We start from the raw sequence: 13,487 nt of genomic DNA on the forward strand, positions 1-13,487 counted from the left end.
TGACCCGTCGATCAACAGGCTCCGCGGTGCGCGACCGTGCCGTGTGAGGTAGGCCGCGGTGTGCGCGGTCCCGGAATCCACACCCGGCCGCATCTCGCTGGCATCCATGGCGGCCAGCGTGGAACCACGCCGCATCGTCGCCCCGCCGGAGCGACGATCGTCGCTATGATCCTCGTGCTTGTCCGACAACCACGGGGGTGTGACCTGACATGCGCCGTACGCTGATGTCCACGATCGTCCTGGCCACCGCGGCCGCCCTGCTGCCCGCCGCACCAGCCGCGGCGCGGGCCGCGGCTCCGTCGCTCGACGCGAGGCCGCCGGCCGCGGTCGGCTCCGGGCAGAACTCGATCGAATTCCCGGTGACGCTGACCGGCACCGGCGGTCAGGACCGGGCCTACCTGCGGCTCACCATCACGCCGGTGCCGGGCGGCGACGTCCGGCCGCTGGCGCGGACACTGCTGCTGACCTACGACGGCGCGAGCCGCCGGCCGCTCACCTACACCACGCAGGGCGACACGCTGATCGCCACCACGCCGTCGCTGACCGGCGTGGCCGAGGGCGACACGGTCACGTTCCAGCTAGGCATCGCGCTGCAGCCGACCACGACGGCACCGCACGTGGACGCGATGCGCGTGGACATCCGGACCGAGGCGCTCGACGCCCAGGGTGGCGTGCTCGCCGCCGACCCCGCGCCGGACCGGGTCACGCTGTTCGAGCCGCGCGCCGAGCTGATCGGACTGCCCGCGCAGGTGCGGGTCGGCACGCCGTTCGAGGTGACCGTGCGCACCACGAACACGACGCCGCTGGCGTACAACCTGCTGCTCGAGACCATCTACCTGGGCCGGACGGGAGACAGCAACCGGCTCGTGACGGTCGAGCGCCGCGATGGTGCACGGTGGACGACGGTGCCTGGACCGACCGACAACTATTTCTGGTACGTGGCCGGGAACTACCCGAGCCTGCAACCCGGCGGCGTCTTCGAGGCCCGGCTCCGGATGACGTTCACGGACGACGCGGCGGCGGGCGAGGAGCCCTGGCTTTACCACAACGTGTACACGATCTTCGGTACACCGATCGCGACCGACAGCCGCCCGTTCACGATCCTGCCGCGCGCCTGACGGTGAGGGGGCTTCCGCGCGGAAGCCCCCTCACATCCGCGCCCTCAGCACGTCGAACTCGCAGCCCGGCGAGTCCGGGTCGAAGCCGTGCTCGACCAGCCAGCGGGCCGCCACCAGGCTGCGCCACGACCACCAGCCGCGGATCACGTCGAGGTCGACGCCGGCGCCGTAGCCGGCGACCACGTCGCCGAGGCGCTCCTCGTGGCCGAGCGTCAGCACCGCGAGGTCGAACATGGCGTCGCCGCGGGCGGCCTCGGACCAGTCGATCACGCCGGTGACCCGGTCGCCGTCGACGAACACGTGGGTGATCTGCAGGTCGCCGTGCACGAACACCGGCTTCCACGGCCGCAGCGCGGCCTCGGCGACCTCCCGGTTGCGGCGGACCAGGCCGGCCGGGAGGACGCCGTTCCTGACGAGCCAGTCGCACTCACCGTCCAGGCGGGACACCAGATCGTCGAGCCGGAAGCCCGGCCAGGGTGGCAGCGGCGCGTCGTGCAGCGCCCGCACGGCCGCACCGGCCGCGGCCCACGCGCGCGGCGACGCGGGTGACGGCTCGCCGAGGCGGCCGAGCGCCATCCCGGGTACGGCGGCGAGCGCCAGCACGGGCGGCTCACGCCACAGCACCCGCGGCGTCGGCACCGGAGCCATCGCCATCGCCTCGACCTCCACGTCGATGCGCGTCCGATCGGCGTCGACCTTCAGGAACACGTCCCCGACGCGCAGCGTCGCACGCTCACTGTGGGCGACGACGACCTCGACCTCATCCACGCCGGCCATCATCACGGAACGCTCATCAACCCCGCCACGGGTTTAACCGGGCATCCGGCTGGCTCTCCTCCGACACACTGGAGGCCCATCGACGACGCGGAGGTGTGCGCAGTGGACAGCGCGCCTACCAGTCCTTTCACCGGGAGGCCTCCACGGGCCGGGGCTGGGGTGTCTGGACGGGCTCCGGACGTCGCCTGATCGGGCCGCTGAACGCGGCCGGAGTCGCCAGGGCCTACCGGCGCCTCCTCGCCGCCACGCTCCTGATCGGCGTCGTCTTCACCCTGGTCGGCGGCGTGCTGGCCCGACTCGGCACCGCACTGGTCGTCGGCTGCGTCTTCGCGTTCGGCGCCTGGATGGCGCAGGCCTGGGCGCTGTCGCGCGAGGCCGAGTTCCGGATCGAGGACATGATGCTGTCCGAGCTGGAGCGCGAACGGCTGGCGCCGCTCGCGGAGCGGATCATCGCGTTGGAGAGGCAACGGCGCGAGATCCGCTGAGAACGGGGCTCCGGCGTGCGACGCGCTACGGTCCAGCAAGCAACCCGCCTGCCGGCGTTCCCGGCGAGGACCCGGGTCGTCCGCGCCCTCCGCGCGGCACGCCTCCGGCCGCAGGGCGACACGCTGGACGACATCGAGACGTTTCCGGAGTCTCGCCTCCACGGACGTGGCTCTGAACCCGGATATCATCGCCCGATGGCCGCATTCGCGCAGATCTCGCTGGGCGTAGACGATCCGGACCGGGCCGGCGCCTTCTGGGCGCAGGCCCTCGGCTACGTCCGCCGCCCGCCGCGATGGGACGGCGACGAGTGGATCGTGATCGAGCCGCCCCCGGGCGAGCGTGGCCCCGCCATCGCCATGGACACCAGCGAGAGCCCGGCCGAGGAATTTCCCCGCATCCACATGGATCTCGACGCCGGCGACCGCGACCTGGACACCGAAGTGGATCGTCTGATCGCGCTCGGCGCGCGGCACGTCGACTGGCCGTACTATCCGGAGCCCGGCGAGCGCCACCCCGCGGAACCGCCGTACGTCGTCCTCGCGGACCCCGAGGGTAACCGGTTCTGCGTCGCCGGATACCGGACCTCCGCGTAGCGACCCATTGCTCACGCCGCGTGCGTACGCCATTCTCATCAGGCTGCCGTCCGTAGGAGCCGGGTGACGATCAGCGAGCTTGCGCAGAGCTACGACCCGCTGGGTGAGCACCTCGCGGACCCGTACCCGTTCTACGCCACGGCCCGGCGCCGGGAGCCGGTCTTCTACTCGCCGCGGCTGGACGCCTGGGTGGTCACCCGCTTCCGCGACGTGGACGCGGTGCTCCGCGACTCCGCCACGTTCTCGTCCGTCAACAGCCTGCGCCCGATCCGCCCGCTCTACCCCGCAACGCTCGCCGCGCTCGCCGACGGCTATCCGCCCGCACCGGACCACATCACCTCCGACGGGCCGGCCCACCATCGGCTGCGGGTCCCGTACACCCGGCATCTGACCGCTCCCGGCCGCGTCAAGACCCTGGAGCCGGAGATCCGCGCCCGGGCCACCACGCTGCTCGACGCGCTCGACACCGGCGCGGCCGACCTGGTCGCCGGCTACACGGCGCCACTGCCACTGGGCACCGCCGCCGGCCTCTTCGGGCTCGCACCGTCCGATGTGGAGATCGCGCGAGCGGGCAGCGAGTCGCTGTTCCGGCTGGGCAGCGCGGATCTCTCACCGGACGAGGAGGCAGCCGCCGCCCGTACCGCCGTGGCCTTCCACCGGATGATGGCCGGTTACGTGCGGTCGCGGCGCGCGGCCCCGACCGGGGACCTGATCAGCGACGTGGTGGCGGCGCTCGCGCCGGGCGCGGAGCCGCTCACGTTCGGTCAGGAGGCCGAGGTCGTCGGCACGCTGTCCAGCACGTTCGGCGCCGCGCACATCACCACCACGGACCTGATCGGCAACGCGATCCGGCTGCTGCTCGACCACCCCGACCAGTGGCGGCTGCTGCGCCGCAACCCCGACCTGATCCCCCACGCGGTCGAGGAGGCGCTGCGCTGCGAGGCGCCGGTCCCGACGATCTTCAGATACGCCACCCGGCCGGTCACGCTCTCCGGCGTGGACGTCCCGCAGGGCGCGCACGTGCTGCTGATCTTCGCCTCCGCGAACCGCGACGAGGACCGCTTCCCCGACGCGGAGTGCTTCGACGTGACCCGCACCCCGAGCCGCCACTTCGGGTTCGGCGCGGGCGTGCACACCTGCGCCGGCGCCGGCCCGGCCCGCGCCCAGGCCCGGATCGCGCTCGGCCTCCTCGCCGAGCGCCTGCCCGACCCGCGCCGCGACCCGGACCACGACATCCCGCTCCGGCGGTCGATCAACGTGCGAGGACCGCTCTCGCTGTACGTACGCCGGTAAAAGGTCTTGGTGTCCCGCTTCCGGCGCCGGTCGCTACCCGCGGGCACCGGCCCGCCGCGGGTACGGAGCGTTCACTCCGGTCAGGGCGTGGACAGCCGGGCTCCCTGCCGCGACCGTGGGTGGTCACCGAGAACCGAGGAATGTCGGGGGCCGCTGATAGCGTGCGCGGCATGACGGGGGTCGATGATGAAAAGGCCGTGTTGTGGGAGTTTTTGACGTACCAGCGGGGGGTGGTTCACGACATTGTGGCGGGTCTGAGCGACGACGCGTTGCGCACGGTGGTCCTGCCGTCGGGGTGGAGTCCGCTCGGGATGGTCGAGCACCTCGGGCACGCCGAGCGGCACTGGTTCCAGGACATCTTCACCGGCGAGTCCGCACCGCTGCCCTGGCCCGAGGACGACGCACCCCCGCTGACCACGCCGCGCCCGCCGGAGGTGGTCTTCGACTTCTACCGGGCCCAGTGCCGCATCTCCGACGAGATCATCGCCGCCGCACCGCTGACAGCCGCGCCGGTGGGCCGGCATCACGACGAGCCACTGGCCGCACAGACCACCGACCTGCGGCGCATCATGCTCCACCTGATCGAGGAAACCGCCCGCCACGCCGGCCACCTGGACACAGCCCGCGAGCTGATCGACGGTCGAACCGGCCTCGGCCCACGCTGAGCGCTCACCCCGGGGCCCGGAGCCGGTCGACCCGATCGCGGAGACCGCGTGGCATGTCGGTCAGCTGGACCCGGTGCGCGAGTTGACCGGCAGGCGGGCCGCGCTGAGTGGTCACGCGGAGGGCTGGATCCAGTCGAAGGTGTGGGCGACCGCGCGCTGCCAGTTGCCGTACTCGGTGGCGCGCAGTGCCGGGCTCATGTCCGGCTGCCACTGGCCCGCGCGGTGCCACAGGTCGCGCAGTGCGCCCAGGTCCGGCCAGTAGCCGACGGCGAGTCCGGCGGCGTAGGCGGCGCCGAGCGAGACGGTCTCCGCGACCATCGGGCGGACCACCGGCACGTCCAGCACGTCCGCGACGAACTGCATGAGCAGGTTGTCCGAGGTCATGCCGCCGTCGACCTTGAGCGTGGAGAGCGCGATGCCGGAGTCCGCGTTCATCGCGTCGACGACCTCGCGGGTCTGCCAGCCGGTCGCCTCCAGCACCGCGCGGGCCAGGTGGCCCTTGGTGATGTAGCTGGTCAGCCCCACGATCACACCGCGGGCAGAGCTGCGCCAGTGCGGGGCGTACAGGCCGGAGAACGCGGGCACGATGTAGCAGCCGCCGTTGTCCTTGACGGTCCGGGCCAGCGTCTCGATCTCCGGCGCGGTGGTGATCAGGCCGAGCTGGTCGCGGAACCACTGCACCAGCGAACCGGTGATCGCGATCGAGCCTTCCAGCGCGTACGCGGGCGCCTCCCCGGCGAGCTGGTAGGCGACCGTGCTGAGCAGGCCATGGGTGGACGCGACCGGTTCCAGCCCGGTGTGCAGCAGCAGGAAGCTGCCGGTGCCGTAGGTGCACTTGGCCTCGCCCGGCGTGAAGCACGTCTGGCCGAACAGCGCGGCCTGCTGATCCCCGAGCGCGGCCGCGATCGGCACCCCGTCCAGCACGTCCCGGCAGGTGCCGAGCACGCCGACCGACGGCCGGATCGTGGGCAGTACGGCCGCCGGGATGCCGAAGAAGTCCAGCAGTTCGGGATCCCAGGCGAGCGTGCGCAGGTCCATGAGCTGGGTCCGGGACGCGTTGGTGACATCGGTGACGTGCAGGCCGGTCAGGTTCCAGATCAGCCAGGTCTCCATGGTGCCGAACAGGATGTCCCCGGCGAGCGCACGCTCCCGCAGCCCGGGCGTGTGGTCGAGCAGCCAGCGGATGCGCGGCGCGGAGAAGTACGTGGCCAGCGGCAGTCCGCAACGTTTCGGGATGCTCTCCGCGCCCGGCGTGGCGGCGAGCGCGTTGACTAGCTCGTCCGTGCGGGTGTCCTGCCAGACGATGGCGCGCGCGACCGGGCGGCCGGTGTGCCGGTCCCAGAGCACGGTGGTCTCCCGCTGGTTGGTGATGCCGAGCGCGGCGACCTGGTCGAGCCCGATCCCGGCGGACTGGAGCGCGGCCGTGGCGGTCCGGCGGACGTGGTGCCAGATCTCCATGGCGTCGTGCTCCACCCAGCCGGGGCGCGGATAGTACTGGTGGTGCTCCTGCTGGGCGACCGCGTGCAGCCGCCCCCGGCGGTCGAAGACGATGCACCGGGTGGAGGTGGTCCCCTGATCTATGGCGACGACGTAACGCTCGGACACGGCTCAGCTCCCCGTCTCAGTGTCGCGACGACCCCAGGTCCCGGGAGATGGCGCGGGCCGCGTCCCGTACGAATCCGACAAGCCGGGCATGGGGTCGCGGCGCGGCGGAGCACAGCCGCTCCACGGCACCCGAGATCCCGATGGCCCCGACCACCAGCCCGCCGTAGCCCCTGATCGGGGCCGCGATGGACGCCTCCCCGGGCGTGAGCTCGGAGATCTCGCACGCCCATCCCGCCTCCCGAACCGCCACCAGCTCACGGGCGAGGTCGCGGCGCGAGACGAGCGTCCGGCGGGTGAAGGACTCCAGCTCGTGCAGCGCACCGAAGGCAGTCGAGTCGTACGCCAGCAGGACCTTGCCGAGCGCGGTGGCGTGCAGCGGCAGCAGCGTGCCCACGTCGAGCGTCTGCAGCGAGTCGTCCGGGCGGAACACGTGGTGCACGACCAGCACCTGGCCCTCCAGGACCGTGCCGATCCGCACCGCCTCGCCGCTGCGCGCGGCCAGCGGATCCGCCCAGTTGATCGAGCGGGAGCGCAGCTCGTTGACGTCCAGGTACGACGTGCCGAGGTGCAGGAGCGCGGCGCCGAGCTGGTACTTGCCGCCCTCGTCCTGCTCGACGAACCCGACGCGCTGGAGCGTGCGGATGATCCCGTGCGCCGTGCCCTTCGCGAGGTCCAGCGACCGCGCTATCTCCACGATCCCGAGCCGCCCAGGACTGGTCGCGAGCAGTCGCAGCATCGCGGCCGCCCGCTCGATCGACTGCACGGAGCCGGGCATTCCTACAGGGTGCATCGAAACCGGCGGTTCGACAATGTCGACCCCGGTTCGTTGACGATCAATGTCGGCCGTCCATAGCGTCGGGCAGGTAACCACAGTGCAATCACCCCGTAACTTTGGAGGCGGGATGGCACAGCGATTCAGAATCCCCGGTGGCCTGACGGGCGAACTGGCCGCGGAGTTCGCCGGAACCTTGATCCTCATTCTCTTCGGGTGCGGCGTCGTCGCACAGGTCGTCGCCGGCGGGATCGGCGACCACGACAGCATCGCCTGGGCGTGGGGCCTGGGCGTCACGCTCGGTGTCTACGTGGCGGGCCGGATCAGCGGCGCGCACCTCAACCCGGCGGTCACGGTGGCGCTCGCGGTCTTCAAGGGCTTCCCGTGGCGCAAGGTGGCACCGTACGCGCTGGCCCAGCTGCTCGGCGCGTTCGTCGCGGCGCTGATCGTGCGCTGGAACTATACGGAGGTGCTCAACGCGTTCGACCCCGGTCTGACGATCAAGTCGCAGGGCGTGTTCTCCACGTTGCCGGGCAACGGCGCGCTGCCGGTCGGGGAGTGGGGCGCGTTCCGCGACCAGGTGATCGGCACCGCGATCCTGCTGTTCCTGATCCTGGCCGTGACCGACGTGCTCAACACGCCGCCGGGCGCGAACCTGGCACCGTTCGTGGTCGGGCTGATCGTGGTCGCGATCGGCATGGCGTGGGGCACGGACGCGGGCTACGCGATCAACCCGGCCCGCGACCTCGGCCCTCGGCTGGCGTCGTTCCTGACCGGATACGAGGGCGCGTTCCGGGATCAGAACGGGTATCCATACTTCTGGATACCGATCGTCGGGCCGCTGATCGGCGGCGTGCTCGGGGCCGGGCTCTACCAGGTCCTGATCGGCCGGTTCCTGCCGGCGCGGCCCGAGCCGGTGGCCGAGCCGGACGTCCCGGCCCAGCGCGCCGGCGTGTGAAGATCCAAACGTCTCGGGGGTACGTCGTGAGCGCGTCCCCCTCGGCCAGAAAGGGCACCCATGGCTGACTTCGTCGGCGCGATAGACCAGGGCACGACCAGCACCCGGTTTATGATCTTCGACCACGGCGGCAACGAGGTCGGCCGCCACCAGCTCGAACACGAGCAGATTCTGCCGCAGGCCGGCTGGGTCGAGCACAACCCGATCGAGATCTGGGAGCGCACGGTCGCGGTCGCCCGAACCGCGATGGGCAAACTCAACCTCTCCGCCACCGACCTGGCGGCGCTCGGCATCACCAACCAGCGCGAGACCACCGTGGTGTGGAACCGGCGCACCGGCCGGCCCTACTACAACGCGATCGTCTGGCAGGACACCCGCACCGACCGGATCGCATCCGCGCTCGACCGCGACGGCCGGGGCGACGTGATCCGCCAGAAGGCGGGGCTGCCGCCGGCCACCTACTTCTCCGGCGGCAAGATCCAATGGATTCTGGAGAACGTCGACGGGGTACGCGAGGCGGCCGAGGCCGGCGAGGCGATCTTCGGCAACACCGACTCGTGGCTGCTGTGGAACCTCACCGGCGGCGTCGACGGTGGCGTGCACGTCACGGACGTGACCAACGCGTCCAGGACCATGCTGATGAACCTGGAGACGCTCCAGTGGGACGACGAACTGCTGTCGTTCTTCGGCATCCCGCGTGCGATGCTGCCCGAGATCCGGCCGTCGTCCGAGCCGGCCGGCTACGGCGTGTGCCGGGTCTCCGGCCCGCTCGGCGGCGAGGTGCCGATCACCGGCGACCTCGGTGACCAGCAGGCCGCCACGGTCGGGCAGGTGTGCTTCAACGTCGGCGAGGCCAAGAACACGTACGGCACCGGCAATTTCATGCTGCTCAACACCGGCCACGAGCTGGTGCGGTCCAGCAACGGGCTGCTCACCACGGTCTGCTACCAGCTCGGCGAGTCCGCACCGGTCTACGCGCTGGAGGGCTCGATCGCGGTGACCGGCTCGGCCGTGCAGTGGCTGCGCGATCAGCTGCGCATCATCGGCAACGCGGCGGAGAGCGAGTCGCTGGCCGCGCAGGTCGAGGACAACGGCGGCGTCTACTTCGTGCCCGCGTTCTCCGGCCTGTTCGCGCCGTACTGGCGGTCGGACGCGCGCGGCGCGATCGTCGGGCTGTCCCGCTACAACACGAACGCGCACATCGCACGCGCCACGCTCGAGTCGATCTGCTACCAGACCCGGGACGTGACCGAGGCGATGCGCGAGGACTCCGGCGTCACGCTCGACGTGCTCAAGGTCGACGGCGGCGTCACCGCGAACAACCTCTGCATGCAGCTCCAGGCGGACGTGCTCGGCGTGCCGGTCAGCCGGCCGGTCGTCGCGGAGACCACGGCGCTGGGCGCGGCCTACGCGGCCGGGCTCGCGGTCGGGTTCTGGAAGGACACCCAGGAACTGCGCGCGAACTGGAACGAGTCGCAGCGCTGGCAGCCCACCTGGGACGCGGAGCGCCGTGAGCAGGGGTACGGCCGGTGGAAGAAGGCGGTCGAGCGCACGCTCGGCTGGGTCGACGTCGACTGACCGGATGTCCGGGGCGGGCCCGCACGCCGGGTGCCGCCCCGGCTCCCGGCACGGGGCGGGCGAACCGCCGCGAGATCTTGATCGTGAGCTGTGCTTCTGGGGAGGCGGTGCAGGATGAGCAGCACGGGAGATCTGTCGCCCGCGGGCCGCGCGGCGGCGCTGGACGCGCTGGCCGGCGACCGTGAGCTGGACGTCGTCGTGATCGGCGGCGGCGTGGTCGGCGCCGGCTGCGCGCTGGACGCGGTCACGCGCGGGCTGAGCGTGGGGCTGGTCGAGGCGCGGGACTGGGCGAGCGGGACATCGAGCCGGTCCAGCAAGCTGCTCCACGGCGGGCTGCGCTACCTGGAGATGCTCGACTTCGGCCTGGTGCGGGAGGCGCTGCGGGAGCGCGGCCTGATCCTCTCCGTGCTGGCACCGCACCTGGCCAGGCCCGTGCGGTTCCTCTACCCGCTGCGGCACCGCGCGTGGGAACGGGCGTACGCGGGCGCGGGCGTGCTGCTCTACGACGTGATGGCGCGGCGGGGCGGGCTGCCACCGCATCGGCACCTGACCCGGCGGCAGGCTCTGCGTGCGTGCGCCGCGCTCCGCAAGGACAGCCTGGTCGGGGCGTTGCAGTACTCGGACGCCCAGGTCGACGACGCGCGGCACACGCTGTTTCTGGTGCGGACCGCCGCGGCCTACGGCGCGCACGTCGCGTCGCGGACCCGCGTGGTCGGCTTCCTGCGCGAAGGAGCGCGGGTGACCGGCGTACGGGTACGCGACCTCGAGTACGACCGCACGTTCGACGTTCGCGCGCGCCAGGTGATCAACGCGACCGGCGTGTGGACCGACGAGACGCAGAGCCTGGTGGGGGAGCGCGGGCAGTTCCACGTGCGCGCGTCGAAGGGCATCCACCTGGTGGTGCCGCGCGACCGCATCCAGTCGACGAGCGGGCTGATTCTGCGCACGGCCAGCTCCGTGCTGTTCGTGATCCCGTGGGGACGACACTGGATCATCGGCACGACGGACAGCGACTGGACGCTCGGCAAGGCTCACCCGGCCGCGTCCCGCAAGGACATCGACTATCTGTTGTCGCAGGTCAACCGCGTGCTGGTCACGCCGCTGACGCGCGCGGACGTGGAGGGCGTCTACGCGGGCCTCCGGCCGTTGCTGCACGGCGAGTCGGAGTCGACGTCGCAGTTGTCGCGGGAGCACACGGTCGCGTCGCCGCAGCCCGGGCTGGTCGTGGTAGCCGGCGGCAAGTACACCACCTATCGCGTCATGGCAGCGGACGCGGTGAACGCGGCGGCGCACAATCTCGGCGGCGCGATCCCGCGGTCGGTGACCGCGCGCGTGCCGCTGGTCGGCGCCGAGGGCTTCGCCGCGCTGTGGAACCAGCGGCATCGGCTCGCCGCGTCGTCCGGCCTGCACGTGGCGCGGATCGAACACCTCCTCGGCCGGTACGGCGCCCTCATCCACGAGGTGCTGCGGTTGATCGCCGACGATCCGTCGCTCAAGTCCCCGGTCGCCGGCGCGGACGACTACCTCCGGGCGGAGGTGGTCTACGCCGTGACGCTCGAGGGGGCGCGGCACATCGAGGACGTGATGACCCGCCGCACCCGGATCTCCATCGAAACGTTCGACCGCGGGATGGAGGCGCTGCCGGTGGTGGCGGACCTGATGGCCGGGCCGCTGGAATGGACGGACGAACAGAAGCGTAAGGAGATCGAGCACTATCGGCTGCGGGTGGAGGCGGAGCGCGCCTCCCAGGAGGAGCCGGACGACGAGACCGCGGACGCGACACGCCTCGGAGCGCCGGAGGTCGTGCCGCTGGCGTGAGGCCTCGGCCGCCGCCGGATTCCCGCTGCGCGGCGGCACCGGGCGGCTTCTCAGGTCGTGTAGGGCGGGCACGTCAGGCTCCCAGGTAGGTCAGGACCGCGCGGACGCGGCGGTGGCCGCCGTCGGCCGGGTCGAGGCCGAGCTTGGCGAAGATGTTGCTGATGTGCTTGTGGACCGCGTTGCCGGTGATCAGCATCCGGTCAGCGATGTCCCGGTTGTCGTGTCCCTGTGCCATCAGCGCCAGCACCTCCCTCTCCCGTGGCGTCAGTCCGGCCGTCGGATCCTCCGGGCCGCGGACGAGCAACTGGGCCACCACGTCCGGATCGAGCGCGGTGCCGCCGGCCGCGACCCGGCGCAGCGCGTCGACGAACTCCTCCACCCGGCTCACCCGGTCCTTGAGCAGGTAGCCGACCGCGTTCCCGGACCCGAGCAACTCGGCGGCGTAGTCACGCGCCACGTACTGCGACAGCACCAGCACGGGCAGACCGGCGATCTCCTCCCGGGCGCGCAGCGCGGCACGAAGTCCCTCGTCCCGGTAGGACGGTGGCAGCCGCACGTCCACCACCGTCACGTCGGGGCGGTGCGTGCGCACCGCGTCGAGGAACGTCTCGGCGTCCCCGGTCGCGGCCGGCACGGTGCAGCCGGCGTGGCGTAGCAGCAACGCCAGGCCCTCGCGCAGCAGAGCGTCATCCTCCGCGATCACGACTCGCACGGGACCTCCACGGTGACGGTCGTGGGGCCGCCCGGTGGGCTGTGCACCCGTAGCGTGCCGTCCAGCGCCTCGGCCCGGCGGGCGAGTCCGGTGAGGCCGGTGCCGCGGTGCGGGTCGGCGCCGCCGGTGCCGTCGTCGGTGACGGTCGCGGTCAGCGTGCGACCGTCGTGCCGCACGCGCACCTCCGCCCGCTGTGCGTGGCCGTGCCGGGCGGCGTTGGTGAGCGCCTCCACCACCGCGAAGTAGGCGAGCGCCTCCACCGCGGCCGGCACCGCGGTGGTGTCCGGCACGTCGAGCGTGACCGGCAGCGGGCAGTGGGCGGCGGCGCCGGTCAGCGCGCCCTTGAGCCCGTGCTCGGCCAGGACCGGCGGATAGACGCCGTGGATCACGGTGCGCAACTCGGTCATGGCGCCCTCGGTGGCGTCGTGTGCCTCCGCGAGCAGCTTCCGGACGAGCACGGTGTCGCCCTCGCCGACCCCGTCCAGCACGCGCCGGGACACGGCCAGCCGCATGGCGATCGCCACCAGGCGGGCCTGGGTGCCGTCGTGCAGGTCCCGCTCGATCCGCCGGAGCTCGGCGGCGTGCGCGTCCAGCAGGTCCAGCCGGGCACGGTGAACCTGCTGTCGCGTGGTCGGCGCCAGCACCGCGTGGCACAGGCGTGCGTGGACGCGGGCGAGGCGCGGGGCGACGAGGACCGTGGCCACGGTGAAGATCGTGGCCTGGGCAGGGCCGAGCACGAGCGCGGTCGGCCAGTCGTCGACCGCGATCTCGAAGAACAGCCGGGGCTCGACGGCGGGCCAGAGGACGGTCGAGACGGCGCCGAGCAGTGCATTCCCCACCAGGAAAACCAAGATCAAGGGTTAGGCGTGCCCGTCGTGGCGTGGATCGGCAGCCACAGCAGAGCGCGGGTCGTGGTCGGGGTGCCGGGATCGGTCGGGATCTTTCGGTATTCGTCGGCATTCTGGCGGTGCTGCACGGCCCACGGAACCGCCAGCGTGGGAAGCAGCAGCAGCGGTAACGCGAGAACGGTCAGCAGAGCCGAGTTGCAGACGCCGATGAGGTAGGTCGTCGTGCGCCACACGCCGACCATTCTGGAGCGCCGGGCCATCCGC

The 13,487-nt window shown here is 72.0% G+C and carries 14 protein-coding genes; 8 read left to right on the top strand and 6 right to left on the bottom strand.

Annotation, left to right across the window (positions count from 1 at the left end; translation table 11 throughout):
- Nucleotides 1–209 precede the first annotated feature (209 nt).
- Entirely contained in the window at nucleotides 210–1,118 is a 909-nt protein-coding gene (locus tag J2S41_RS09515; RefSeq protein WP_310365692.1) for a hypothetical protein, read from the top strand.
- 30 nt (nucleotides 1,119–1,148) lie between these two features.
- On the opposite strand, the gene J2S41_RS09520 is transcribed toward J2S41_RS09515, so the two are convergent.
- The gene (locus J2S41_RS09520; RefSeq protein WP_310376333.1) at nucleotides 1,149–1,895 is read right to left on the bottom strand and encodes a phosphotransferase family protein; all 747 of its coding nucleotides are present in this window, start codon (nucleotides 1,893–1,895) and stop codon (nucleotides 1,149–1,151) included.
- 95 nt (nucleotides 1,896–1,990) lie between these two features.
- On the opposite strand from J2S41_RS09520, the gene J2S41_RS09525 reads away from it, so the two are divergent.
- The 4 genes from J2S41_RS09525 to J2S41_RS09540 all read left to right on the top strand — a co-directional run bounded on the left by J2S41_RS09525 (nucleotide 1,991) and on the right by J2S41_RS09540 (nucleotide 4,932).
- Nucleotides 1,991–2,380, top strand: a complete 390-nt coding sequence (locus J2S41_RS09525; protein ID WP_310365695.1) for a hypothetical protein — start codon at nucleotides 1,991–1,993, stop codon at nucleotides 2,378–2,380.
- A gap of 195 nt (nucleotides 2,381–2,575) precedes the next feature.
- Complete coding sequence (locus J2S41_RS09530) at nucleotides 2,576–2,974, top strand: VOC family protein (protein ID WP_310365698.1); 399 nt, start codon at nucleotides 2,576–2,578, stop codon at nucleotides 2,972–2,974.
- Between the two features lie 63 nt (nucleotides 2,975–3,037).
- Nucleotides 3,038–4,267 (top strand): cytochrome P450, encoded by a 1,230-nt coding sequence (locus J2S41_RS09535; protein WP_310365701.1) that lies wholly within the window; start codon nucleotides 3,038–3,040, stop codon nucleotides 4,265–4,267.
- Between the two features lie 119 nt (nucleotides 4,268–4,386).
- Entirely contained in the window at nucleotides 4,387–4,932 is a 546-nt protein-coding gene (locus J2S41_RS09540) for a DinB family protein (RefSeq protein WP_310365703.1), read from the top strand.
- Nucleotides 4,933–5,043: 111 nt separating this feature from the next.
- On the opposite strand, the gene glpK (J2S41_RS09545) is transcribed toward J2S41_RS09540, so the two are convergent.
- Both glpK (J2S41_RS09545) and J2S41_RS09550 read right to left on the bottom strand, forming a co-directional pair.
- Entirely contained in the window at nucleotides 5,044–6,537 is a 1,494-nt protein-coding gene (glpK, locus tag J2S41_RS09545) for a glycerol kinase GlpK (protein WP_310365704.1), read from the bottom strand.
- A 16-nt stretch (nucleotides 6,538–6,553) separates the two neighbouring features.
- A complete protein-coding gene (locus J2S41_RS09550; RefSeq protein ID WP_310365705.1) occupies nucleotides 6,554–7,312 on the bottom strand; it encodes an IclR family transcriptional regulator in 759 nt (252 codons plus the stop codon).
- A gap of 127 nt (nucleotides 7,313–7,439) precedes the next feature.
- On the opposite strand from J2S41_RS09550, the gene J2S41_RS09555 reads away from it, so the two are divergent.
- The 3 genes from J2S41_RS09555 to J2S41_RS09565 all read left to right on the top strand — a co-directional run bounded on the left by J2S41_RS09555 (nucleotide 7,440) and on the right by J2S41_RS09565 (nucleotide 11,663).
- On the top strand, nucleotides 7,440–8,267 hold the full coding sequence (locus tag J2S41_RS09555; protein ID WP_310365706.1) for an MIP/aquaporin family protein: 828 nt from the start codon (nucleotides 7,440–7,442) through the stop codon (nucleotides 8,265–8,267).
- A 60-nt stretch (nucleotides 8,268–8,327) separates the two neighbouring features.
- Nucleotides 8,328–9,845 carry a glycerol kinase GlpK gene (gene glpK / locus J2S41_RS09560; RefSeq protein ID WP_310365707.1) on the top strand — a complete coding sequence of 506 codons (1,518 nt, stop codon included), beginning with the start codon at nucleotides 8,328–8,330 and terminating at the stop codon, nucleotides 9,843–9,845.
- Nucleotides 9,846–9,959: 114 nt separating this feature from the next.
- The gene (locus tag J2S41_RS09565) at nucleotides 9,960–11,663 is read left to right on the top strand and encodes a glycerol-3-phosphate dehydrogenase/oxidase (protein ID WP_310365708.1); all 1,704 of its coding nucleotides are present in this window, start codon (nucleotides 9,960–9,962) and stop codon (nucleotides 11,661–11,663) included.
- Nucleotides 11,664–11,736: 73 nt separating this feature from the next.
- Here the strand turns inward: J2S41_RS09565 and J2S41_RS09570 are convergent, their stop codons facing one another.
- The 3 genes from J2S41_RS09570 to J2S41_RS09580 are packed head-to-tail and all read right to left on the bottom strand — an operon-like array spanning nucleotide 11,737 to nucleotide 13,456.
- Nucleotides 11,737–12,375 carry a response regulator gene (locus J2S41_RS09570; protein WP_310365710.1) on the bottom strand — a complete coding sequence of 213 codons (639 nt, stop codon included), beginning with the start codon at nucleotides 12,373–12,375 and terminating at the stop codon, nucleotides 11,737–11,739.
- Nucleotides 12,363–13,214: a sensor histidine kinase gene (locus tag J2S41_RS09575; protein ID WP_310365712.1), complete on the bottom strand. Its 852-nt coding sequence runs from the start codon at nucleotides 13,212–13,214 to the stop codon at nucleotides 12,363–12,365. The genes J2S41_RS09570 and J2S41_RS09575 overlap by 13 nt, the downstream gene beginning before the upstream one ends.
- 14 nt (nucleotides 13,215–13,228) lie before the next feature.
- Nucleotides 13,229–13,456 carry a hypothetical protein gene (locus J2S41_RS09580; protein WP_310365714.1) on the bottom strand — a complete coding sequence of 76 codons (228 nt, stop codon included), beginning with the start codon at nucleotides 13,454–13,456 and terminating at the stop codon, nucleotides 13,229–13,231.
- Between the last annotated feature and the right edge of the window lie 31 nt (nucleotides 13,457–13,487).

Origin of the sequence: Catenuloplanes atrovinosus, from assembly GCF_031458235.1 — a bacterium.
GTDB classification, from domain to species: domain Bacteria; phylum Actinomycetota; class Actinomycetes; order Mycobacteriales; family Micromonosporaceae; genus Catenuloplanes; species Catenuloplanes atrovinosus.

Excerpts from the sequence above, each read along its gene's own strand:
- J2S41_RS09515 (WP_310365692.1), top strand. The coding sequence starts at position 210 with ATGCGCCGTACGCTGATGTCCACGATCGTCCTGGCCACCGCGGCCGCC.
- J2S41_RS09520 (WP_310376333.1), bottom strand. The coding sequence starts at position 1,895 with ATGGCCGGCGTGGATGAGGTCGAGGTCGTCGTCGCCCACAGTGAGCGT.
- J2S41_RS09530 (WP_310365698.1), top strand. The coding sequence starts at position 2,576 with ATGGCCGCATTCGCGCAGATCTCGCTGGGCGTAGACGATCCGGACCGG.
- J2S41_RS09550 (WP_310365705.1), bottom strand. The coding sequence starts at position 7,312 with ATGCCCGGCTCCGTGCAGTCGATCGAGCGGGCGGCCGCGATGCTGCGA.
- J2S41_RS09555 (WP_310365706.1), top strand. The coding sequence starts at position 7,440 with ATGGCACAGCGATTCAGAATCCCCGGTGGCCTGACGGGCGAACTGGCC.
- glpK (WP_310365707.1), top strand. The coding sequence starts at position 8,328 with ATGGCTGACTTCGTCGGCGCGATAGACCAGGGCACGACCAGCACCCGG.
- J2S41_RS09565 (WP_310365708.1), top strand. The coding sequence starts at position 9,960 with ATGAGCAGCACGGGAGATCTGTCGCCCGCGGGCCGCGCGGCGGCGCTG.